Origin of the sequence: Microbulbifer magnicolonia, assembly GCF_035117725.1 — a bacterium.
GTDB classification, from domain to species: Bacteria; Pseudomonadota; Gammaproteobacteria; order Pseudomonadales; family Cellvibrionaceae; genus Microbulbifer; species Microbulbifer magnicolonia.
Genome location: NZ_JAYEFD010000006.1, coordinates 34469 through 54345 on the forward strand (window position 1 = coordinate 34469; position 19877 = coordinate 54345).

At 58.9% G+C, this 19877-nt stretch carries 29 protein-coding genes; 24 read left to right on the plus strand and 5 right to left on the minus strand.

Annotation, left to right across the window (positions count from 1 at the left end):
• Positions 1-2: 2 nt before the first annotated feature.
• From rpsC to RRF64_RS18160, 23 genes are all read left to right on the plus strand, one after another.
• Positions 3-683 carry a 30S ribosomal protein S3 gene (rpsC, locus tag RRF64_RS18050; protein ID WP_323847321.1) on the plus strand — a complete coding sequence of 227 codons (681 nt, stop codon included), beginning with the start codon at positions 3-5 and terminating at the stop codon, positions 681-683.
• Positions 684-694: 11 nt separating this feature from the next.
• Positions 695-1108 carry a 50S ribosomal protein L16 gene (gene rplP, locus RRF64_RS18055; protein WP_010133841.1) on the plus strand — a complete coding sequence of 138 codons (414 nt, stop codon included), beginning with the start codon at positions 695-697 and terminating at the stop codon, positions 1106-1108.
• Positions 1108-1299: a 50S ribosomal protein L29 gene (gene rpmC / locus RRF64_RS18060; protein WP_323847322.1), complete on the plus strand. Its 192-nt coding sequence runs from the start codon at positions 1108-1110 to the stop codon at positions 1297-1299. Before rplP ends, rpmC begins: the two co-directional genes overlap by 1 nt.
• Positions 1300-1301: 2 nt before the next feature.
• Entirely contained in the window at positions 1302-1565 is a 264-nt protein-coding gene (gene rpsQ / locus RRF64_RS18065) for a 30S ribosomal protein S17 (protein WP_091391187.1), read from the plus strand.
• A gap of 34 nt (positions 1566-1599) precedes the next feature.
• Positions 1600-1968 carry a 50S ribosomal protein L14 gene (gene rplN, locus RRF64_RS18070; protein WP_067151032.1) on the plus strand — a complete coding sequence of 123 codons (369 nt, stop codon included), beginning with the start codon at positions 1600-1602 and terminating at the stop codon, positions 1966-1968.
• Between the two features lie 23 nt (positions 1969-1991).
• Positions 1992-2303: a 50S ribosomal protein L24 gene (rplX, locus tag RRF64_RS18075; RefSeq protein WP_323847323.1), complete on the plus strand. Its 312-nt coding sequence runs from the start codon at positions 1992-1994 to the stop codon at positions 2301-2303.
• 31 nt (positions 2304-2334) lie between these two features.
• A complete protein-coding gene (rplE, locus tag RRF64_RS18080; RefSeq protein WP_323847324.1) occupies positions 2335-2874 on the plus strand; it encodes a 50S ribosomal protein L5 in 540 nt (179 codons plus the stop codon).
• Between the two features lie 9 nt (positions 2875-2883).
• On the plus strand, positions 2884-3189 hold the full coding sequence (rpsN, locus tag RRF64_RS18085; RefSeq protein ID WP_323847325.1) for a 30S ribosomal protein S14: 306 nt from the start codon (positions 2884-2886) through the stop codon (positions 3187-3189).
• A 23-nt stretch (positions 3190-3212) separates the two neighbouring features.
• On the plus strand, positions 3213-3605 hold the full coding sequence (gene rpsH, locus RRF64_RS18090) for a 30S ribosomal protein S8 (protein ID WP_323847326.1): 393 nt from the start codon (positions 3213-3215) through the stop codon (positions 3603-3605).
• A 12-nt stretch (positions 3606-3617) separates the two neighbouring features.
• The gene (gene rplF / locus RRF64_RS18095; RefSeq protein ID WP_323847327.1) at positions 3618-4151 is read left to right on the plus strand and encodes a 50S ribosomal protein L6; all 534 of its coding nucleotides are present in this window, start codon (positions 3618-3620) and stop codon (positions 4149-4151) included.
• A gap of 13 nt (positions 4152-4164) precedes the next feature.
• Positions 4165-4515 carry a 50S ribosomal protein L18 gene (gene rplR, locus RRF64_RS18100; protein WP_323847328.1) on the plus strand — a complete coding sequence of 117 codons (351 nt, stop codon included), beginning with the start codon at positions 4165-4167 and terminating at the stop codon, positions 4513-4515.
• A gap of 10 nt (positions 4516-4525) precedes the next feature.
• The gene (gene rpsE, locus RRF64_RS18105; RefSeq protein WP_323847329.1) at positions 4526-5032 is read left to right on the plus strand and encodes a 30S ribosomal protein S5; all 507 of its coding nucleotides are present in this window, start codon (positions 4526-4528) and stop codon (positions 5030-5032) included.
• Between the two features lie 38 nt (positions 5033-5070).
• Complete coding sequence (gene rpmD / locus RRF64_RS18110) at positions 5071-5256, plus strand: 50S ribosomal protein L30 (RefSeq protein WP_323847330.1); 186 nt, start codon at positions 5071-5073, stop codon at positions 5254-5256.
• Position 5257: 1 nt separating this feature from the next.
• Positions 5258-5692 carry a 50S ribosomal protein L15 gene (rplO, locus tag RRF64_RS18115; protein ID WP_323847331.1) on the plus strand — a complete coding sequence of 145 codons (435 nt, stop codon included), beginning with the start codon at positions 5258-5260 and terminating at the stop codon, positions 5690-5692.
• Between the two features lie 11 nt (positions 5693-5703).
• Complete coding sequence (secY, locus tag RRF64_RS18120; protein ID WP_323847332.1) at positions 5704-7050, plus strand: preprotein translocase subunit SecY; 1347 nt, start codon at positions 5704-5706, stop codon at positions 7048-7050.
• 41 nt (positions 7051-7091) lie between these two features.
• On the plus strand, positions 7092-7208 hold the full coding sequence (gene rpmJ / locus RRF64_RS18125; protein WP_010133825.1) for a 50S ribosomal protein L36: 117 nt from the start codon (positions 7092-7094) through the stop codon (positions 7206-7208).
• Between the two features lie 412 nt (positions 7209-7620).
• Positions 7621-7977: a 30S ribosomal protein S13 gene (rpsM, locus tag RRF64_RS18130; RefSeq protein WP_323847333.1), complete on the plus strand. Its 357-nt coding sequence runs from the start codon at positions 7621-7623 to the stop codon at positions 7975-7977.
• Positions 7978-8065: 88 nt separating this feature from the next.
• The gene (gene rpsK / locus RRF64_RS18135; protein WP_020411406.1) at positions 8066-8455 is read left to right on the plus strand and encodes a 30S ribosomal protein S11; all 390 of its coding nucleotides are present in this window, start codon (positions 8066-8068) and stop codon (positions 8453-8455) included.
• A 15-nt stretch (positions 8456-8470) separates the two neighbouring features.
• Positions 8471-9091: a 30S ribosomal protein S4 gene (gene rpsD, locus RRF64_RS18140; protein ID WP_323847334.1), complete on the plus strand. Its 621-nt coding sequence runs from the start codon at positions 8471-8473 to the stop codon at positions 9089-9091.
• Positions 9092-9135: 44 nt separating this feature from the next.
• Complete coding sequence (locus tag RRF64_RS18145; protein WP_323847335.1) at positions 9136-10140, plus strand: DNA-directed RNA polymerase subunit alpha; 1005 nt, start codon at positions 9136-9138, stop codon at positions 10138-10140.
• A 137-nt stretch (positions 10141-10277) separates the two neighbouring features.
• Entirely contained in the window at positions 10278-10673 is a 396-nt protein-coding gene (gene rplQ / locus RRF64_RS18150) for a 50S ribosomal protein L17 (RefSeq protein ID WP_323847336.1), read from the plus strand.
• 204 nt (positions 10674-10877) lie between these two features.
• Positions 10878-11126: a DUF1315 family protein gene (locus RRF64_RS18155; RefSeq protein ID WP_323847337.1), complete on the plus strand. Its 249-nt coding sequence runs from the start codon at positions 10878-10880 to the stop codon at positions 11124-11126.
• 190 nt (positions 11127-11316) lie between these two features.
• Entirely contained in the window at positions 11317-11961 is a 645-nt protein-coding gene (locus RRF64_RS18160) for a hypothetical protein (RefSeq protein ID WP_323847338.1), read from the plus strand.
• A 49-nt stretch (positions 11962-12010) separates the two neighbouring features.
• Here RRF64_RS18160 and RRF64_RS18165 read toward each other — a convergent pair whose 3' ends face one another.
• Positions 12011-13465, minus strand: a complete 1455-nt coding sequence (locus RRF64_RS18165) for a pectin acetylesterase-family hydrolase (RefSeq protein WP_323847339.1) — start codon at positions 13463-13465, stop codon at positions 12011-12013.
• A gap of 482 nt (positions 13466-13947) precedes the next feature.
• Between RRF64_RS18165 and RRF64_RS18170 the strand changes: the two genes are divergently transcribed.
• Positions 13948-16110 carry an acylase gene (locus RRF64_RS18170; protein ID WP_323847340.1) on the plus strand — a complete coding sequence of 721 codons (2163 nt, stop codon included), beginning with the start codon at positions 13948-13950 and terminating at the stop codon, positions 16108-16110.
• Between the two features lie 99 nt (positions 16111-16209).
• Here the strand turns inward: RRF64_RS18170 and RRF64_RS18175 are convergent, their stop codons facing one another.
• Genes RRF64_RS18175 through RRF64_RS18190 form a run of 4 tightly spaced genes read right to left on the minus strand, consistent with a single transcriptional unit; the run spans position 16210 to position 19852 of the window.
• Positions 16210-17151 (minus strand): 5-oxoprolinase subunit C family protein, encoded by a 942-nt coding sequence (locus RRF64_RS18175; protein WP_323847341.1) that lies wholly within the window; start codon positions 17149-17151, stop codon positions 16210-16212.
• The gene (gene pxpB, locus RRF64_RS18180) at positions 17148-17876 is read right to left on the minus strand and encodes a 5-oxoprolinase subunit PxpB (RefSeq protein ID WP_323847342.1); all 729 of its coding nucleotides are present in this window, start codon (positions 17874-17876) and stop codon (positions 17148-17150) included. Before pxpB ends, RRF64_RS18175 begins: the two co-directional genes overlap by 4 nt.
• A complete protein-coding gene (gene pxpA / locus RRF64_RS18185; RefSeq protein ID WP_323847343.1) occupies positions 17873-18625 on the minus strand; it encodes a 5-oxoprolinase subunit PxpA in 753 nt (250 codons plus the stop codon). The genes pxpB and pxpA overlap by 4 nt, the downstream gene beginning before the upstream one ends.
• Positions 18626-19852, minus strand: a complete 1227-nt coding sequence (locus tag RRF64_RS18190; RefSeq protein WP_323847344.1) for an Nramp family divalent metal transporter — start codon at positions 19850-19852, stop codon at positions 18626-18628.
• Between the last annotated feature and the right edge of the window lie 25 nt (positions 19853-19877).

Here is a 19877-nt window from a genome sequence, read left to right on the forward strand (position 1 = left end):
CCATGGGACAAAAAGTACATCCTACCGGCATTCGTCTGGGTATCGTTAAAAAGCATACCTCTGTTTGGTATGCCGGCAGCGACGAGTACGCAGACAAGCTGTACACGGATCTGAAAGTTCGCGAATTCCTTCGCAAAAAGCTGGCCCACGCTTCCGTGAGCCGTATCGAGATCGAGCGCCCGGCGAACACCGCGCGTGTGACCATTCACACCGCCCGCCCCGGTATCGTGATCGGTAAAAAAGGTGAAGACGTTGAGCGTCTGCGCAATGAAGTGAGCGCGCAGATGGGCGTTCCGGTGCACATCGACATCGAAGAAGTGCGCAAGCCGGACATGGACGCAGCGCTGGTGGCCCAAAACGTGGCCCAGCAGCTGGAGCGCCGTGTAATGTTCCGTCGTGCGATGAAACGCGCGGTTCAGAACGCCATGCGTCAGGGCGCCGAAGGTATCAAGATTCAGGTAAGTGGCCGTCTCGGCGGTGCGGAAATCGCCCGTACCGAGTGGTACCGCGAAGGTCGTGTGCCGCTGCACACCCTGCGTGCCAATATCGACTACGCCACAGCTGAAGCGATGACTACTTACGGCATCATCGGTATCAAAGTCTGGATCTTCAAAGGTGAAGTCATCGGTGACGAAATGCCCGATGAGAAGCCGACGAAGACCCGCAAGAAAGCTGCTAAATAAGGGGTACGCAAATGTTGCAACCAAAGCGTACAAAATTCCGCAAGGTACAGAAGGGTCGCAACCGCGGTCTTTCTCAGCGCGGCTCTAAAGTGAGCTTTGGCGAGTTCGGCCTCAAGGCCATCGGTCGCGGTCGCATTACTGCCCGTCAGATCGAAGCGGCTCGTCGCGCAATGACTCGTCACGTTAAGCGTGGCGGCAAGATCTGGATTCGCGTGTTTCCGGACAAGCCCATTACCAACAAGCCCCTCGAAGTGCGGATGGGTAAAGGTAAAGGTGGCGTTGAATACTGGGTGGCTCAGATCCAGCCGGGCAAGGTTCTCTATGAAATGGAGGGCGTGTCCGAGGAACTGGCTCGCGAAGCTTTCGAGCTCGCTGCGGCCAAGCTGCCTGTAAAGACAACTTTCGTTAAGCGTTCGGTGATGTAATGAAGACTGCAGATCTACGCGAAAAGTCAGTTGAGGAGCTGAACCAGGAATTGCTGAATCAGCTCGAAGCTCAGTTCAAGCTGCGTATGCAGAAGTCCACTGGCCAGCTGACTCAGACCCATCTGCTGAAGCAGGCTCGTCGCGACATTGCTCGCATTAAGACTGTGTTGACCGAGAAGGCAGGTATTTAATCATGGCTGAAGCAAAACTGAAGCGTACTCTGACCGGCAAGGTCGTGAGTGACAAGATGGATAAAACCATCACCGTTTTGATCGAGCGCCGTGTTAAGCACCCGATCTACGGCAAAATCGTGAGCAAGTCCACCAAGCTGAAGGCACACGACGAGAACAATGAGTGCAACATCGGTGATGTTGTAACCATCGAAGAATCTCGCCCGCTGTCCAAGAGCAAATCCTGGGCTTTGCAGAAAATTGTAGAGCGTGCGGCGAAGGTTTAACCCCTAGCGCATTGAAGAGTTTCGGAGAGAGACGATGATTCAAGCGGAATCCTACTTAGAAGTAGCCGACAACAGTGGGGCTCGCCGTGTCATGTGCATCAAGGTGCTGGGCGGCTCCCATCGTCGTTACGCCGGCGTGGGCGACATTATCAAGGTGACCGTTAAGGAAGCCATCCCCCGCGGTAAAGTGAAGAAGGGTCAGGTAATGAACGCCGTAGTGGTTCGCACCAAGAAAGGTGTGCGCCGCGCGGACGGATCCCTGATCAAATTTGACGATAACGCAGCGGTGCTGCTGAACCAGCAATTGGCGCCGGTCGGCACCCGTATTTTTGGCCCGGTAACTCGCGAGCTGCGCGGTGAGAAGTTCATGAAGATCATCTCGCTGGCACCAGAAGTTATCTAAGCCTGAGGCGGAGAAATAGAGTTATGCGCAAGATCAAGCGTGACGACGAAGTGATCGTTATCGCCGGTCGCGACAAGGGCAAGCGCGGTTCAGTACGCAAGGTGCTGAACGACGGTCGCCTGATCGTATCCGGTGTTCAGATGATCAAGAAACATCAGAAGCCGAACCCCCAGCTGGGCGTTGCCGGTGGCATCGTGGAGAAAGAAGCTGCTATCCAGGCTTCCAACGTGGCCATCTTCAACCCCAGTACCCAAAAGGCTGACCGGGTGGGCTTTAAAGTACTGGAAGACGGCACTAAGATTCGCGTCTTCAAATCCAGCGGCGAAGCCATCTAAGGCTTTAGGCGCAGAAGCAGGTTGGTAGATCATGGCAAAGCTTAAAGAGCTCTACACGAAAGAACTCGCGCCCAAGCTGAAAGAAGAGCTGGGGCTCGAAAATGTGATGGCAGTGCCGCGCATCACCAAGATCACCATCAACATGGGTGTTGGTGAGGCTGTTGGTGACAAGAAGGTGCTGGATCACGCTGTCGAAGATATGACAGCAATTACTGGTCAGAAACCCATCATCACCAAGGCGCGCAAGTCAATTGCGGGCTTCAAGATCCGTGATGGCTGGCCGATCGGCTGCAAGGTAACTCTGCGCGGTGAGCGCATGTACGAGTTCCTGGAGCGTCTGATCGACATCGCGATTCCGCGTATCCGCGACTTCCGTGGCATCAGCCCGAAGCAGTTCGACGGCCGCGGTAATTTCTCGATGGGTGTGACCGAACAAATTATCTTCCCGGAAATCGACTACGACAAAGTAGACAAGCTCCGTGGCCTGGATATTTGTATTACTACTACAGCAGCCAACGATGACCAAGGTCGTGCACTGCTGAAAGCGTTTAACTTCCCGTTCAAGGGTTAAGAGGATTCCATGGCGAAGAAATCCATGATTGCGCGCGAAGACAAGCGCGCTCGAACCGCAGCTAAGTACGCCGAAAAGCGTCAAGAGCTGAAGGCGATCATCGCCAGTACCACTGTTTCCGAAGAGGAAAAGTGGGAGGCTCAACTCAAGCTGCAGAAACTGCCGCGCGATGCAAGCCCGGTACGTCAGCAACGCCGCTGCCGTATTACTGGTCGCCCCCACGCTGTCTACCGCAAGTTCGGCCTGTGCCGTAACAAACTGCGTGAAGCAGCCATGCGTGGTGATGTTCCCGGCCTGGTTAAGTCCAGCTGGTAAGTTGGCTTGAGGAGTCGTAAAAAATGAGTATGCAAGATCCGTTGGCAGATATGCTGACCCGCATCCGCAACGCCCTGGCTCGCGGAAAGGCGGAAGTCACCCTGCCTTCATCCAAACTGAAAGTGGCTGTAGCCAAAGTCCTCAAAGACGAAGGCTACATCACTGATTGCACCGTAAGCGAAAACGCCAAGCCGGAAATGACTATTGCTCTGAAATACTTCCAGGGCAAGCCGGTTATCGTTGAACTGGACCGCGTTTCCCGTCCGGGTCTGCGCGCTTACACTGGCAAGAAAGCTCTGCCTACCGTGCGCGGTGGCCTGGGTATCGCGATTGTATCCACCTCCATGGGTGTGATGACCGATCGCGCTGCGCGTCAGGCCGGTGTCGGTGGCGAAGTGCTCTGCACCGTATTCTAAGCGGGGGTTGGTATGTCTCGAGTAGCAAATGATCCAGTAAAAGTCCCCGCAGGTGTTACCGTTGACCTGAAAGGCCAGGATATCGCTGTAAAAGGCGGTAACGGTAACCTGAACATGGTGATTCACAGCGATGTAGAAGTGAGCCAGGCCGACAGCCAGCTGACTTTCGTAGCGCGCAATAATTCCAAGCAGGCCAAGGCGCTGGCAGGTACTACCCGCGCACTGGTTAACAACATGGTGGTAGGCGTCAGCCAGGGCTTCGAGAAGAAGCTGCAGCTGATCGGTGTAGGTTACCGTGCCAAAGCGGCCGGTAAGACCGTGAACCTGACCCTGGGCTTCTCCCACCCGATCGATTATCAGCTGCCGGAAGGTGTGACTGCGGATACGCCGACACAGACTGAAATCGTACTGAAGAGCAGCAATAAGCAGCTGCTGGGCCAAGTGGCCGCCGAGATCCGCGCGTTCCGTCCGCCGGAGCCCTACAAAGGTAAGGGTGTCCGCTACGCCGACGAGCGTGTGTATCGCAAAGAGGCCAAGAAGAAGTAAATAGGGCATAGATATGAACGTTAAGAAAGCATCTCGCTTGCGTCGTGCACGTCGTGCCCGCGCCAAGATCCGTGAGCTGGCCGCCGTTCGCCTGACAGTGAACCGCACGCCGCGCCACATTTACGCACAGATCCTGTCCGCCGAAGGCAACAAGGTACTGGCTTCCGCCTCTACCCTGGACAAGGACCTGCGTTCCGGTAAAACCGGTAACGTCGATGCCGCAAAAGCGGTTGGTACTCTGATCGCCGAGCGCGCCAAGGCCGCCGGTGTTGAACAAGTTGCCTTCGATCGCAGCGGTTTCAAGTACCACGGCCGCGTTAAGGCCCTGGCTGACGCTGCCCGCGAAGCCGGTCTGAAATTCTAAGGGTTGAGTTATGGCTAGAGAGAAAGACAAAAGCAACGACGAAGGCCTGCAGGAAAAGCTGGTCCAGGTCAATCGCGTTGCCAAGACTGTAAAAGGCGGTCGTATCTTCGCCTTTACCGCACTGACCGTAGTGGGCGACGGCAACGGCCGCGTCGGCTTCGGCCGCGGCAAGGCTCGCGAAGTGCCGGTCGCTATCCAGAAGGCGATGGAAGCTGCGCGTCGCAACATGATCCAGGTCGAGCTGAATGGTGACACCATTCAATACGCGACCAACGGGCGTCATGGCGGCTCCAAGGTTTACATGCAGCCCGCTTCCCAGGGTACCGGTGTTATCGCCGGCGGTGCCATGCGCTCCGTACTGGAAATGGCTGGCGTACACAACGTACTGGCCAAGTGCTACGGCTCCACCAACCCGGTGAACGTGGTGCGCGCGACTTTCAGCGCTCTGGAGCAAATGCAGAGCCCGGAAGACGTCGCAGCCAAGCGCGGTAAATCAGTCGATGAAATCCTGGGCTAATTGCGGCCCGGACAAAAGGTTATTGGTGGGTTAAGACCATGGCTAAGAAGACCATTAAAGTCACCCAGACCAAGAGCATTCACGGACGCCTGAAGAACCATCAGGCGTGCGTTGCCGGTCTGGGCCTGCGCCGCATCGGTCACACTGTGGAAGTGGAAGACACTCCCTCTGTGCGCGGCATGATCAACAAAGTAAATTATATGGTTAAGGTTGAGGGGGAATAAGATGCGTTTGAACGAACTGTCTCCCGCAGAAGGCCACAAGCAAAGCGCCAAGCGCGTTGGTCGTGGTATCGGCAGCGGCCTGGGTAAAACCGGCGGCCGTGGCCACAAGGGCCAGAAAGCCCGCTCCGGCGGTTCCGTGCGTCCGGGTTTCGAAGGCGGTCAGATGCCGCTGCAGAAGCGCCTGCCGAAGTACGGTTTCACCGCGCGCGTTACTCGCTTCGTTGCGGAAGTGCGCCTGGCGGAGCTGGCCAAGGTCGACGCGGACGTAATCGATTTGGCAGCGCTGAAGAATGCCGATATTATCGGCAGCCACATTAAGCGCGCCAAAGTGTTCCTGTCTGGCGAACTGACCAAAGCGGTTACCGTGAAGGGTCTGGGCGTCACCAAGGGTGCGAAAGCGGCCATCGAAGCTGCTGGCGGTAAAGTAGAAGACTAATCGAGGCCCCAATGGCACGACCAGGATCCGGTGTAAATCCCCTGGGCAACAGCAAGGGATTGGGCGAGCTTTGGGCTCGCCTTCGTTTTCTGTTCCTCGCGATTCTTGTGTATCGCGTCGGAACGCATATTCCGGTGCCCGGTATAGACCCGGAGAAGCTGTCGAACCTATTTAACCAGAACCAGGGCACAATCCTGGGCCTGTTTAACATGTTCTCCGGCGGCGCCCTGGAGCGCATGAGCATCCTGGCACTGGGCATCATGCCCTACATCTCCGCGTCCATCATCATGCAGTTGATGACCGCGGTGACGCCCTCTCTGGAAGCTCTGAAGAAGGAGGGGGACGCCGGGCGGCGCAAGATCAACCAGTACACCCGTTACCTGACGGTGGTGCTGGCTCTGATCCAGGGTATCGGCATGACCTTCGGTCTGGCTGGCCAGAACCTGGCCTACTCAGCCGAGCCGGCATTCGGTTTCTACTTTGTGGCGGTAACGTCACTGGTAACTGGTGCGGTGTTCATGATGTGGCTGGGTGAGCAGATCACCGAGCGCGGTGTCGGCAACGGCATCTCCATGCTGATTTTTGCCGGTATCGTAGCCGGTCTGCCCAGTGCCGTCGGTCAGGCGTTTGAGCAGGCGCGCCAGGGTGAGCTGCATATCCTGCTGCTGTTGGCCATTGGCTTCGTGGCGCTGGCGGTAGTGTATTTCGTTGTGGTGATGGAGCGCGGTCAGCGTCGGATCACGATCAACCACGCCCGCCGCCAGGCCGGTCGCTACTCCGCAGCTCCGGCTGCGCAGTCCAGCCACCTGCCGCTGAAGGTGAACATGGCCGGTGTTATTCCGGTGATCTTCGCCAGCAGCATCCTGCTGTTCCCGGCTACGCTGGCGCAGTGGTTTGGTCAGGGCGGTGAAGGTGTGGGTGCGCAGATTCTGCAGTGGATGGCGCTGCAGCTGGGCCCGGGTCAGCCGCTGAACATTATTCTGTTCGCACTGCTGATTGGTTTCTTCTGCTTCTTCTATACGGCGCTGATGTTCAACCCGAATGAAGTGGCAGATAACCTGAAAAAATCCGGCGCTTATGTGCCCGGCATCCGTCCCGGTGAGCAGACCGCACGTTACATCGACAGCGTGCTGACCCGACTCACTCTGGTAGGTGCCGTATACATCGCGCTGGTATCCCTGCTGCCGCAGTTCCTGGTGGTAGGACTGAATGTTCCCTTCTATCTGGGGGGTACCTCACTGCTGATCGTTGTCGTGGTAGTGATGGACTTTATGGCACAGGTACAATCGCACCTGCTGTCTCACCAGTACGAAGGTTTGATGAAAAAAGCGAACCTGCAAGGCTATGGTCGTCGCTAGTGCGTCACCTGCTCGCAGTTTGATTGAATTGAGGTAAGGTCATGAAAGTACGCGCTTCTGTTAAAAAGATCTGCCGTAACTGCAAAATCGTACGTCGCAAGGGTGTTCTGCGGGTCATCTGCAGCGCCGAGCCGCGTCACAAGCAGCGGCAGGGCTAATCCGCGCGCGGCGCGGTGCGCCGCAAACGCGCAGATTAGCACCCCGCCATGGAAGGCGGGGCCGGTGTCGGCTCCAGGGAGGGCGACTAGCGACGCCAGTTCGTTCGTGAAAGAATCAGCCGGATTACACAGCCCCGTGTATTCCGGCGACACCGCAACCCCTCCCGGGTGCGCGGTGGAGACCGACGAGTCATATCTTGGCGGTCTCAAACTGGGGGCGTTGACTGTCGTCTACAACCTTTTCGGGAAACCGGAGAGGGGGTGGGCTATTGCAATTTAGTGTCTGAAAAGCTATTCTTGCGCGCCTTTTTCGTGGCGCCGCCGGTTTTTTAGTCGCTGTCAGCGCCGAATTCAAAGCTGAGTCACACGCTTATTTGCAGTAAGTGGCTCCCAATACGTGGAGTAAGCCTCTATGGCACGTATTGCTGGTGTCAATGTACCAGACCACAAGCACGCCGTGATCTCCCTGACCCATATTTACGGGGTAGGTCGCACCACGGCAAAGTCTATTTTGGCAGCGATTGGTATCGCTGAATCCACCAAAATCCGCGACCTGTCTGAAGAGCAGATCGAATCCATCCGCGGTGAAGTTGCGAAGCTCACCGTTGAGGGCGACCTGCGTCGTGAAGTATCCATGAACATCAAGCGTTTGATGGACCTGGGTTGCTTCCGCGGCCTGCGTCACCGTCGCAGTCTGCCGCTGCGCGGTCAGCGCACCAAGACTAACGCCCGTACCCGTAAGGGTCCGCGCAAGCCCATTCGTAAATAAGTTTTGGGCAAGTAAGACTCGCAATCGCGGATTAACAAGCCCGTCCCCCAAGTGAGGCGGGATTTGATACAGGATTTAGGATACAGGTATGGCTAAGCCAAAAACTACTGTTCGCAAGAAGGTCAAAAAGACCGTTGTTGACGGTATTGCCCACATCCACGCATCGTTCAACAACACGATCGTAACGATCACTGATCGTCAGGGTAATACCCTCAGCTGGGCCACCGCGGGTGGTTCCGGTTTCCGTGGCTCTCGCAAGAGCACCCCGTTTGCAGCCCAGGTTGCCGCGGAGCGCGCAGGCACTGCCGCTCAGGAGTACGGCCTGAAAAACCTAGACGTAGAAGTTAAGGGCCCTGGCCCCGGTCGCGAATCCGCTGTTCGCGCACTGAACAACTGCGGCTACAAGATCACCAACATCACCGACGTGACGCCGATCCCGCACAATGGATGTCGTCCGCCCAAGAAACGTCGCGTGTAAGAGGGGGCTGACAAAATGGCACGTTATATTGGACCGAAATGTAAGCTTTCCCGTCGGGAAGGTACCGATCTGCAGCTGAAGAGCGGTGTACGCCCGCACGACTCCAAGTGTCGCGCGGAATCCAAGCCGGGTCAGCACGGCGCCGGCCGCGGCCGCCTGTCCGACTACGGCGTACAGCTGCGTGAAAAGCAAAAAGTTCGCCGCATCTACGGCGTACTGGAAAAGCAGTTCCGCAACTACTATAAGGAAGCGGCTCGCCTGAAGGGCGCCACTGGTGAAAACCTGCTGCAACTGCTGGAAAAACGCCTGGACAACGTGGTTTACCGCATGGGCTTCGGCTCGACTCGTTCTGAGGCGCGTCAGCTGGTTGCCCACAAGGCGATCCTGGTGAACGGCACCGCTGTGAACATCCCCTCTTACCAAGTGAAGGAAGGTGATGTGATCGCGGTGCGCGAAAAGGCCAAGAAGCAGCTGCGTATCCAGAATTCCGTTTCCCTCTCCGCCGCACGCGGCGATGTCGAGTGGGTAGACGTCAACGCGAGCAAGCTGGAAGGCGTTTTCAAGCGCGTTCCGGATCGCGTGGATCTGCCGGCAGAGATCAACGAAAACCTTATCGTGGAACTCTACTCCAAGTAAGATCTAATCCACTTTAAGGAATGCAACTGTAAACAGGTATGGCTATGCAGACTGCTGTCAACGAGTTTTTGACACCGCGTCGTATTGACGTCACCGAGTACAACCCGAACCATGCCAAAGTGGTTCTGGAGCCCCTGGAGCGTGGTTTCGGCCACACTCTCGGCAATGCGCTGCGTCGCATCCTGCTGTCCTCCATGCCGGGCTGCGCCGTCACCGAGGTCGAGATCGACGGTGTTGAGCACGAGTACAGCGCGATCGAAGGTGTGCAGGAGGACGTAATTGAAATCCTGCTCAACCTGAAGGAAATCGCCGTTGTCATGCACGGCAAGGATCAGGCGGTACTCAGCCTGAGCAAGAAGGGCCCGGGCGCAGTGACCGCTGGAGATATCCAGGTCGATCACGATATCGAGATCGTCAACCCCGAGCACGTGATTGCCAACATCACCGGCGACGTGGAACTCAGCCTGCGTCTGACAGTGGCGCGCGGCCGCGGCTATCAGCCCGCCGACGCCCGTCGCGACGAAGAGGAAGAGACCCGTTCCATCGGCCGTCTGCAGCTGGATGCCTCCTTCAGCCCGGTGCGCCGCGTGTCCTACAGCGTGGAATCCGCGCGTGTAGAGCAGCGCACCGACCTGGACAAGCTGGTTCTGGACCTGGAGACCAACGGTACCCTGGATCCGGAAGAGGCCATCCGTCGCGCCGCCACTATCCTGCAGCAGCAGCTGGCAGTGTTCGTGGACCTGGAAGGCGAGAAAGAGGCCCAGCCCAAGTCCGAGGAGCCTGAAGTCGATCCGGTGCTGCTGCGCCCGGTAGACGACCTGGAGCTGACCGTGCGTTCGGCCAACTGTCTGAAAGCAGAGAATATCTACTACATCGGTGACCTGATTCAGCGCACCGAAGTGGAACTGCTGAAGACCCCGAACCTGGGCAAGAAGTCCCTGACTGAAATCAAGGATGTCCTGGCTTCCCGCGGTCTGTCCCTGGGTATGCGCCTCGAGAACTGGCCGCCGGCCAGCCTCAAGGGCGACAGCAAGCTCAGCCCCCTGTAAACAGTTTTAGTAGGCGCGGCCAGTGGCCGTGTAATAGAAAGAAACCGAGCGGTGCCACGATTTAGCGCGACACCGCTCAAGAACGACTTGCTGAGACAGCACCTGTCGTTAGCAAAAACGTCGTAAGGAATTGAGTCATGCGTCATCGCTATAGTGGCCGTAAATTCAGCCGTACCAGCGCTCACCGCAAGGCCATGTTCAAAAACATGACCGCCTCTCTGGTAGAGCACGAACTGATCAAAACCACACTGCCGAAAGCCAAGGAGCTGCGTCGCGTCGCCGAGCCGCTGATTACCCTGGCCAAGAAGGACAGTGTTGCCAACCGCCGACTGGCTTTCGCCCGTATCCGTGACAAGGATGCCGTGCGCAAGCTGTTCGACGAGCTGGGCCCGCGTTACGAGGCCCGTCCGGGTGGTTACATCCGCATCCTGAAATGCGGTTTCCGCGCCGGCGACAAGGCCCCGATGGCCTACGTCGAGTTGGTTGATCGTCCCCAGGTTGAGGGCGACGAAGCCGAAGTTGCCGAAGCGTAAGCTGCGGCAGCCGAGGGCAAAGGAAGGCCGGTCATTGACCGGCCTTTTTTTTTTCATTCGGGCCATCCATGGCCTCAGGAGCGGCCATCCATACCGTTTCGCGTGAAGCGCTTCGCCTTGCTTCACCCGCGGTCAGGTCAGGCCGGCCGAAAGTGCTCCCCCGGCGCCTGTATGTAGGTTGCTATCGATACGAGGTAATCCCGTATGTCATTTGAACAGCTGCTCGCCAACCTCAATCCGCAGATTATCGGCAGCCTCAAGCGTGCCATTGAACTGGGCAAGTGGCCCAATGGTGCCGCGCTGACCAATCAGCAGCGCAGCCTGTGCGCCGAAGCAGTGGCCAACTGGGAGAAGCGCAACCTGCCGATGGAAGCCCAGGTCGGCTATGTGCCACCAAAGAAAACCCCCTGTGCCGATCGCGCCGAGGAAGAGCAGCAGCTCAACTGGGTCTGATTTTCTGCCTGCGCGAATGCCGCTTCGATCCAACCTTCCACCCAGCGCTCCCGTTATCCGCAACAGAGGCGCGGATATCTACATCACTCTGCGCACAAGCGTTCACCAATCGCCGATTCTCTGCTTACATGGATGCCGGGCCGCGCTATCGTGCGGCTCCGTAGATCAGTAACGAACTCGGCGGAAAATAATGCGCAAAAAGATCCGGATACTAACGGCAGGCATCGCGACAGTGGGCGCTTCAGTTTTGGCGATCCAGTATTTTGCTGCTGATACCCCGATTCAGGGCAGCCGGCAAGGAGCGCCAACGTCGCCTGCGGTCGCGGCTGAAGCGTCGGCGAACGACGAGCTGCTTAACGAGTTGGGATTGGCCGAAGAAGAGATTGCTGCGCTCCTCAGCCACCCGCGCGTAGCGACTTATCTGCAGCGCGAAGGCGACAAGAAGGCGCTGCGAGAATACTTTTCGGGCAGCGACACCGCACCATCCGACGCGGAGATCTGGCAATTGATAGAGAGTATCGAAAGCCGCGGCCACATCCTGGCTTACGAAGCCCTGGCACTCAAACTCGCCTGGCTGGAGCGGAACAGCGCAACCAAGGCCGAATTCGATCAGGCAGCTGCGGCGCTGGTGGAGACTTACCGCCAGAAGGCAGAACGCAGCGCACGCGAATATGATCCTTACGAAGACGTACCGGGTTTTGCCGAATACAAGGCGGCGGAAAAGCGCATAGTGCGGGAGGTGCAGGAGATGTCGTCCTTCCCGGATGGTATGAGTCGGCAGGAATACCTGCGCAAGCGCTTGCAGGAGGCGCGGCAGGCCGCTTACGGATCCTGATCGATGGAATAAAATCGCGGCCGGAGCCGCGTATTTTATCTGCGGCCGACTAAAGAAGGCCGCCCACTAGATCGTAAAACCAGTTGTGATTGTTTTCGAAGTCTGAAACCTGATCCGACTCGTAAGCCCGCATCACAGCCCCGCCCCGGTAATTGACGATATTGTTGAGGAAATCCCGCAACACCAGGCCGTGCTCGGCGATTTCACCGTATTCCAGGTCGAGAATTGTGGTGCAATGACTCTCGTTGAAATCCCGATACATCGGGAAATAGTAGCCCCAGTTACTGGTCTGTTCGAGCAGCGGGATCAGGTTGTTATGGGTGTCGTATTGCCACTTCTGCCGCAATTTTTTCAGGCGTGATGCTGCATCGGGATCGCTGTAAATGTCCTCGTGGAATCGCTCATAAGAATACGAAGAGAAATTGCCATCGGCGAGGAAGTGGGTGATACCGAGGCGGTCGCCGGGGAACTTGTTTGACAGTGCGGCATAAAGCGAAGCCAGCTCATCATTGTCGAATCCCGGAGTGATACTGGCGAGCATATTGATAGGGTTTTCTGCCGAAGGGTCACCGCCCGGAGTGAAGGTGGTCCAGGAGTCCAGTACTTCGTTGTGGAGCGGCGCCGATGGGTAGCGGGTGCTGTCACTGCTCGCCAGCGGCGCGCGGTAGAGCGGGCCGGAATCATCGATCAGGTAGCCGTAATCAACGTTCATATCACCGCGCAGTTTGGAGTAATTCAGCAGGGCTCCGATACTGCCGGCACTGCATCCCGCCGCGACCATCTGCTTGGGCTTCTGCAGATTGTTCTTCACCCAGGAAGTCACCGCCTGCACATTGCGCAGCCCGTTGTGATGCCACACCAGGTCTGCATTCTGGCCGGTCGGGTCTTCGTAGATCTCGGTCTTGTCGCCGACGTAGATGTCACCGGTGCAGTAGGGTACGTACACCAGGTTCCACTCGCCGGTCTTGAACTGATTGTACGGGTGGTGGGTATAGATCAGCGGTGACACCGCGGCCGTGGCGAGATTGGCGGAGTTCTGGAAATCGAGCAGGTTAATATTCTGCACGTAGTTGTCGGGAATGCCGTTAGGGTTGCGGGCGCCACGGATGCCCGCCTGCCCGGAGCAGCTCTCGTAATCCCAGCAGGCACCACCGCCTTCGAAGTAGAAAATGGTATTGCTGGTGTCCGGTACCCGATGGACAAAGAACTTGTAGGGTGATCCGTTACCGCACATGGCACCGGTGCTCGCCGGGACATCGACTCGCTGCCAGTTGTCGTAGTCGGCGGGATCGAAACCATCATTGAAATTCGGATTGTCCAGAGACAGCGGGTACATACCCTGGGTCTGTGCCGGTGTCACCGGTGCATTGGCTTCGCGTGGGCTTATCAGGTTGCCGAGCGTGGCCCAGAAACCGTAATCGCCGGGTTCGGCCCGTACATTGCTGGCGAGCAGTGAAGTGCTGGCGGCAACCGCCAGCGTCAATTGACGGAGAGCTTTTGTCATTATTGATCCCCTTGCGTTAAGTAGAGTTTTCTCTCTGGACTGCGTCGAATTGATAACGCGGAGTCGTACTACTTGGGGACTACAGAAAAAATGACACCCTTAATCGACCGAGTCAGTTTGGACGCTTGTCCAAATCGCCTTTTGGGTAAAACGCCCAGAGATTAGTGAATAAATTCTGGGTGGTCTAGAAAATTTCAAATGAAAACCCTTTGGTCATCATAGACGTACCAGTCTCAAAATAATGGGCAGACCTGCAGCACTTTCTATCGATGTAGAGGGGCAAAAAAGACACCGGCGCGGGTTAACGCTATCGTTACTGCCGCGGCCACTTGCGTCGTGAATATAGCCATAGTGAGAGCACGGTAGTGCGGCGCTCGCGCGGGGTCGCCCTGTCCTATGTCCTCACCGGACTTTACCTGTCGCCAGCACTCGGAGAAACTGGCGTACTACATAGCGAAAAGAATAAAGGCCGGGAACAGCATATGAGAGCGATCCAGAGGGCGGCGTTGGGCCTGGGTACGCTGGCGGCAGGAGCGCTGCTGGTCGGTTATCTGCATTTGCCGGTGAGTGTGCCGAAGCAGCTTGCGCAGCGCGACTACGCAGCCGAGGCCCTGCATTTCGATGTGGAAATCCTGCGCGATAACTGGGGCATCCCACATATCTACGGAAACAGCGATGCGGACGCGGCCTTCGGCCTCGCCTATGCCCATGCCGAAGACGACTTCGCCACCATCCAGGACGTAATCCTCGCCACCCGCGGCCAACTGGCCGCGGAGAAAGGCCTCGCGGCGGCGAAGACCGACTACCTGGTGCAGTGGATGGGCATCTGGCCGGCGGTAGCGAGTGGTTACTCACGGCTGTCGCCCGCAGCGCAGGCTGTGGCCGAGGCCTATGCCGCCGGCCTGAATCTCTATGCGGCGCGCCACCCGCAGGCGGTTTCGCGCTATCTGCTGCCGGTTACGGGCGAGGACCTGGTGGCCGGCTTTACCTTCAAGACGCCGATGTTCTACGGCTTCGACAAGGCCCTCGGCGAGCTGCTGGAGCCACAGGCGCCCCGCGAGATCGCCAAGTCCGGTGACTCCGCACTAGCATGGACGCCCCGACAAGCGCTGCCAATCGGCAGCCAGGGCATCGCCGTGGCCCGGCACAGGTCGGGTGACGGTGCCGTCCGCCTGCTGATCAATTCGCATCAACCGCTGACCGGCCCGGTCGCCTGGTACGAGGCGCGGGTGCACTCCGGCGAGGGTTGGAACATGGCCGGCGCCACCTTCCCCGGCGCGCCGGTAATCATTCACGGCCACAACGAATACCTCGGCTGGGCCAACACCGTGAATAAGCCCGACCTGGTGGATATCTACCAGCTCGAGATCAACCCTGAAAACCCCGCTCAGTATTTGCTCGACGGCCAGTGGCGCGACTTCGACAGGCGCGAAGCGAAGATCCGGGTCAAATTGCTCGGCCCCCTGCACTGGACCTTCCGCGAGGAGATACTGATCGCGGAACACGGGCCGGTATTCATCACCGACCACGGGGCATACGCCGTGCGCTGGGCGGGCATGGGTGAAGTGCGCACCCTGGACATGATGCTGGCACTGAACAAGGCCTCCGATAAAGCCGAGTTCGAGGCCGCGCTGAAAATGCAGGCCATGCCCAGCATCAACTATGTGTACGCCGACAGGGACGGCAATATCGGCCACTACTACAACGCCATGTTTCCCGCGCGCAGCGAAGGCTGGGACTGGCAGAAGTACCTGCCCGGCGACCGGTCAGAACTGATCTGGCGCGGATACCGCGATTTCCAGTGGATGCCGAAAACCCTGAACCCGGATAGCGGCCTGGTTTACAACGCCAATAACTCGCCATTTCAGGCCACCGATGGCGATGACGATGCCTGGGCCGAGGACTTTCCGCCTTCCATGGGCATAGAAGCGGTTGTTACCAATCGAGCGCTGCAAATCGAGAGCCTCTATGGCGCGCGCGAGACAATTTCCGCGGAGGACTTCGAATCCCTGAAATACGACCATCGCTACCACCCGGACTCTTACCAAGTGCGGACCCTGCGCCAGTGGCTGGCAGCGGAGAAGCCGGCGGAACTGCAGGGCGAAAGATACCGGGCCGCGCTGGCTTCTCTTGCCGCCTGGAATCTGGCAACCGACAGGGACAATACAGCGGCGGCGCTGGCGATACTGACCCTGGAGCCCGTACAGCGGGCCAGTGGCGCTTTGACCGATTTCGCCGAGATGGACAGTGCTTTCCAGGGTGCGGTCGACAGGCTGCACGACTTCTACGGCCGCACCGAAGTGCCGTTCGGTGAGATCAACCGGCATGTGCGCGGCAAGCGCAGTTGGCCGCTGAATGGCGGTCCGGACACGCTGCGCGCAGTCTACGGCGGCCCCCTCGACGACAGCGGTAAATTTGCGAACAAGGCCGGCGACAGTTTTATCATGCTGGTCGAGTGGGATGGCGAGGGCGGGGTGCACTCACGCGCGGTGCACAACTTCGGTTCGGCCACGCTGGATGCCGGGTCGCCCCACTATGCGGATCAGGCGGAGCTCTTTGCCCGGGAAGAACTCCGCGACGTATTTTTCGGGCGCGAAGCGCTGCTCAACAATCTGTCGCGCCGCTATCGCCCCAACCGGCTGTAACCGGTGGGAAACCCGGCTGCTGCTGTGATGCCTCGCAATAACGCCGACGCCTCCGCAGCCATAACCGCTCAGTCTCAAACTGCTGGTGGATAGGCCTCCCTACTGTGCAGCCAGAGCCGCCTGTAGTTGATCCATTAACCGCACTTTGCCAGCGAGTATTTCCCGCGCTTGCCGTAGGCTGACTTTCGAAAAGCTGGCGCGGTCATTGGGTTTCAGCTGCCCGAGCATATGCTGGTCGGCACTAATCACATGCGCGATACGCGGATAGCCGCCGATGGTCTGTCCCTCGACGAAAGAGACAATCGGCTGGCCGCTCGGCGGTACCTGAATGGTGCCGGGGCACAGGCCGGAGGAAACCAGCTGCGGCATTTCTTTCACGCCCAGCGCGTCGCCTGACAGGCGGATGCCCATGCGATTGCTCTGCGCCGAGACCCGAAATGCCTGCCGGTAGAACGCCCGCTGTGCTTCATCGCTGAAGTAGGGCTCTTCGGCGCCGGCGACGACCCGCAGTCGCGGGTGCCCGGTGTACTTGAGTCGAAACTTTTCTTCGAGGCAGAGCGGGCGGACGCGCCGAATCCGCCTGAAATGGATAGTATCTCCCGCCCGAATAGCCCTGCCCTCCAGGCCGCCGAATTCCCCGAGCAGATAAGTGCTGAAACCGTCCAATACCAGCGGCAGCTCCATCTGCCCGGAGAAGGCGATATAAGCCCTGGCGCCGCTGCGGAGCCCGCCGAAGCTAAGGGTGTCGCCGCACTTTATCTGCAGCACCCGGTTGCTTTCGACATCGTGATTATTCAGTTGCAGTTCGAAATCTGCGCCGACAATCGCGATCGAGATATCGCACTGGAACTCGACGCTTGGACCGGTCAACGTCACCTCGAGTGCCGGGTTCTCCGGCGGATTGCCCAGCAGCAGATTGGCCAGCGTCATCGCCACCGAATCGGCGGCGCCGCCGCGGGAAATGCCGTAACGCATCAGTCCCGTTCGGCCGAGATCCTGGACGCTGGTTTGCAGGCCGGACTTTAGGAAGCGAATGCTCACGGACCCGGCTCCAGCGGCGTGACTTCCAGGGCGCCCTGTTCAAACCCCTCGAACTGCTGCCTGTCGATCGGATAAAATGCGATCCGGTCCAGCGGCTCGGCGATAAATGGCTGTGCGCCTTGCGGCCGAAACAGATTGACCGGCGTGCGCCCGATAATCTGCCAGCCGCCCGGTGTGGCCTGCGGATAAATGCCGGTCTGGCTGCCGCCAATGCCCACGGAGCCGGCGGCTACCCGCAGCTCGGGGTTGTCCTTGCGCGGGCAGTGCAGTTCCGGCGGCAGTCCGCCGAGATACAGGAAGCCCGGGGTAAAGCCCAGCATATGCACCAGGTAGTGCGGGGCGCAGTGGCTGGTGATGATTTGCTCTGCAGACAGGCCGGTGTGAGCGCTTACCGCCGCCATATCCGGGCCAAACTCCGCTTCGTAGCAGACCGGCAGGCGGATCAGGCGGGGGCTTCGCTCGAGCGCCGGCGGCCGGCTGAGCAGCGCGCCCGCGAGAGCCTCCACGCGAACCGTCAGATTTGTGCCGTCGCACTGCATTGGATCGAAGCAGACCGTCAGACACTGATAGGCGGGGATCAGGTCCTGTACGCCATCCCACTTCTGCGCCGTGATTTCCTGCTGCAGGGCGATAATGTACTGGCTGAGTTCTTCGCCGGGCGGTGCGTCGAAGCGGATATCCAGCGCGCTGTCGCCGTTGCTGGCGATGGTGAATGCAAACTTCATCGGCGCACGGCGATTCCCTGCGATTGGAAATGCAGCAGCAGCCGTTGCGCAATTGCGGCCGCATTGGGGTTGTCCCCGTGCACGCAGATACTGTCGACAGAGAACTGCAGCGGCGCGCCGGAGCATGACTCGAATGGCCGGCCTTGGGCCAGGCACAGGGCCTGCGCCAGACAGAGGTCAAGCTCGGAAATGACGGCGCCCTCCATACTTCTCGGCGCGAGCTGATGATCGTTCAGGTAGCGGCGATCCATGAAACCCTCGCGGATAAACGGCTGCCGGTGCCTGCGCGCCGCAGCTTCCATTTCCCCGTTGGCGAGCCCCATGATTTTGAGAGCCGGAAACTCTTCGGCGAGGAAGCCGACCAGCCGTTCGGCAAGCGCGCGATCGGCTTCGGCATCGTTGTAGAGGGCCCCGTGCAGCTTGATATGGTCCAGCCGAACGGCCGCTTCCCCGGCGACGTCGCGGAGCCGATTGACCTGTTCCCAGATGGATTCGAGCAGGCTGCCGAGCTCTATTTTTAGCGACACGCGGCCGAAGTTGTCCGGATCCGGGTAACCGGGATGGGCACCGACGAGCAGGCCATTTCTCCGCGCATTGGCGACAGACAGCTGCATGGTGGTGAGATTGCCGGCGTGGCCGCCGCAGGCGATATTGCAGCGGGAAATATACGGCATTATCTGCGCATCCCGCGCGCAGTCGGCGGCCGTTTTGCCTTCCCCCAGATCGCAATTGATATCTATCGTCTGCATTTATAACCAACCCAGGGCGGACATCAGGCTGCGGCCGCCGAGTAGCAGTGTCACCAACAGAACAAGCAGGCCCAGCAGGTTTTGTATGCGCGAATTCCGGTATTGCCCCAGTCTCGCCGAGTTCATTTCCCACAGCAGAAAAGCCGTAACGATCGGCAGCAGCAGTCCGTTTGCCACCTGGGCAAACCAGATAAGCCTGACCGGGCGTAATCCCAGGGTGGCGACCAGTGTCCCTATGATCAGGATCGCCAGCCAGACCAGGCGGAAGCCGGCAGAGCGCATATCGGCTTTCATACCCAGTATACCGCTCAGCGCATAAGCGGCAGCCAGCGGCGCGGTCAGGGCCGAGGAAATGCCGGCGGCGAACAGTCCAATACCCATAAAATACCGGGCACTGGCGCCAAACAGCGGTTGCAGCGACAGGGCGATATCCGCAGTTCCGTTCAATAGGATTTGCTTGCCAAAAAAGGCGGAGGCCGCGGTCGAAACTATCGCGATGGAAATCAGCCCGCCCAGCGGAATGGAGAAATAGATGTCCCGGCGCGCCTGTGGCAGCTGTTCCGGGTGCCGCCATTTCTTGCCGACACTGGAACTGTGGAGGAACAGGTTGTAGGGCACCACGGTGGTGCCGATCAGTGCGATGACGGTCAGCCCGGCGCCCGAGGGAATGCCGGGCAGCAGCAGCCCCTTGAAGAGGGCCGCGAGGTCCGGTTTTGTCAGCGCGAGCGTGGCCAGGAACGCGAGGCTCATCAACAGGACCAGCGACACCAGCGCGCCCTCGATGATGCGGTATTCGCCGCGCCACAGCAGTGCGCCGGCCGTGGCGGCGACGATCAGCGGCCAGGCATCGAATCTGAGCGGCGTGTGGCTGATGGCCGAGGCCAGGGTATTCAGCCCCATGCTGGCGCCGGCGATATTGCCACTCTGGTAGGCGGCGTTGCCGACGACGATGGCGCTGACCACCAGTGTGATGGCCAGGCCGCGCGCCAGTGGCTGTTGAAAGGTCTGGCGAATGTTTTCGCCGAGCCCCTGCTGGGTCACTATGCCGAGGCGCGCCGTCATCTCCTGCAGGATCACGCTCGCCAGTATGGCAAACAGCAGTGCCCACAGCAGCGCATAGCCGAACTCGGCACCGGCCAGGTTGGCGGTGACCACGGTGCCCGGGCCGATAAAGGCGGCGGCCACCATGGTGGCGGGGCCAATATTCAGGAACTTGCCAAATTTCATTATCGTTATTGTTGCTAGCGTAAGT

What these genes read in the sequence shown, in the direction of transcription:
- rplF (WP_323847327.1), top strand. Translation starts at nt 3,618, where the DNA reads ATGTCTCGAGTAGCAAATGATCCAGTAAAAGTCCCCGCAGGTGTTACC.
- rplQ (WP_323847336.1), top strand. Translation starts at nt 10,278, where the DNA reads ATGCGTCATCGCTATAGTGGCCGTAAATTCAGCCGTACCAGCGCTCAC.
- rpsN (WP_323847325.1), top strand. Translation starts at nt 2,884, where the DNA reads ATGGCGAAGAAATCCATGATTGCGCGCGAAGACAAGCGCGCTCGAACC.
- rpsH (WP_323847326.1), top strand. Translation starts at nt 3,213, where the DNA reads ATGAGTATGCAAGATCCGTTGGCAGATATGCTGACCCGCATCCGCAAC.
- rplN (WP_067151032.1), top strand. Translation starts at nt 1,600, where the DNA reads ATGATTCAAGCGGAATCCTACTTAGAAGTAGCCGACAACAGTGGGGCT.
- rpsK (WP_020411406.1), top strand. Translation starts at nt 8,066, where the DNA reads ATGGCTAAGCCAAAAACTACTGTTCGCAAGAAGGTCAAAAAGACCGTT.
- secY (WP_323847332.1), top strand. Translation starts at nt 5,704, where the DNA reads ATGGCACGACCAGGATCCGGTGTAAATCCCCTGGGCAACAGCAAGGGA.
- rplX (WP_323847323.1), top strand. Translation starts at nt 1,992, where the DNA reads ATGCGCAAGATCAAGCGTGACGACGAAGTGATCGTTATCGCCGGTCGC.
- rpsD (WP_323847334.1), top strand. Translation starts at nt 8,471, where the DNA reads ATGGCACGTTATATTGGACCGAAATGTAAGCTTTCCCGTCGGGAAGGT.
- rplP (WP_010133841.1), top strand. Translation starts at nt 695, where the DNA reads ATGTTGCAACCAAAGCGTACAAAATTCCGCAAGGTACAGAAGGGTCGC.
- rplE (WP_323847324.1), top strand. Translation starts at nt 2,335, where the DNA reads ATGGCAAAGCTTAAAGAGCTCTACACGAAAGAACTCGCGCCCAAGCTG.
- rpmC (WP_323847322.1), top strand. Translation starts at nt 1,108, where the DNA reads ATGAAGACTGCAGATCTACGCGAAAAGTCAGTTGAGGAGCTGAACCAG.
- pxpB (WP_323847342.1), bottom strand. Translation starts at nt 17,876, where the DNA reads ATGAAGTTTGCATTCACCATCGCCAGCAACGGCGACAGCGCGCTGGAT.
- RRF64_RS18170 (WP_323847340.1), top strand. Translation starts at nt 13,948, where the DNA reads ATGAGAGCGATCCAGAGGGCGGCGTTGGGCCTGGGTACGCTGGCGGCA.
- rpmD (WP_323847330.1), top strand. Translation starts at nt 5,071, where the DNA reads ATGGCTAAGAAGACCATTAAAGTCACCCAGACCAAGAGCATTCACGGA.
- rpsM (WP_323847333.1), top strand. Translation starts at nt 7,621, where the DNA reads ATGGCACGTATTGCTGGTGTCAATGTACCAGACCACAAGCACGCCGTG.
- rpsQ (WP_091391187.1), top strand. Translation starts at nt 1,302, where the DNA reads ATGGCTGAAGCAAAACTGAAGCGTACTCTGACCGGCAAGGTCGTGAGT.
- rpsE (WP_323847329.1), top strand. Translation starts at nt 4,526, where the DNA reads ATGGCTAGAGAGAAAGACAAAAGCAACGACGAAGGCCTGCAGGAAAAG.
- rpmJ (WP_010133825.1), top strand. Translation starts at nt 7,092, where the DNA reads ATGAAAGTACGCGCTTCTGTTAAAAAGATCTGCCGTAACTGCAAAATC.
- rplO (WP_323847331.1), top strand. Translation starts at nt 5,258, where the DNA reads ATGCGTTTGAACGAACTGTCTCCCGCAGAAGGCCACAAGCAAAGCGCC.
- RRF64_RS18190 (WP_323847344.1), bottom strand. Translation starts at nt 19,852, where the DNA reads ATGAAATTTGGCAAGTTCCTGAATATTGGCCCCGCCACCATGGTGGCC.
- pxpA (WP_323847343.1), bottom strand. Translation starts at nt 18,625, where the DNA reads ATGCAGACGATAGATATCAATTGCGATCTGGGGGAAGGCAAAACGGCC.
- RRF64_RS18155 (WP_323847337.1), top strand. Translation starts at nt 10,878, where the DNA reads ATGTCATTTGAACAGCTGCTCGCCAACCTCAATCCGCAGATTATCGGC.
- rplR (WP_323847328.1), top strand. Translation starts at nt 4,165, where the DNA reads ATGAACGTTAAGAAAGCATCTCGCTTGCGTCGTGCACGTCGTGCCCGC.
- RRF64_RS18145 (WP_323847335.1), top strand. Translation starts at nt 9,136, where the DNA reads ATGCAGACTGCTGTCAACGAGTTTTTGACACCGCGTCGTATTGACGTC.
- rpsC (WP_323847321.1), top strand. Translation starts at nt 3, where the DNA reads ATGGGACAAAAAGTACATCCTACCGGCATTCGTCTGGGTATCGTTAAA.
- RRF64_RS18160 (WP_323847338.1), top strand. Translation starts at nt 11,317, where the DNA reads ATGCGCAAAAAGATCCGGATACTAACGGCAGGCATCGCGACAGTGGGC.
- RRF64_RS18165 (WP_323847339.1), bottom strand. Translation starts at nt 13,465, where the DNA reads ATGACAAAAGCTCTCCGTCAATTGACGCTGGCGGTTGCCGCCAGCACT.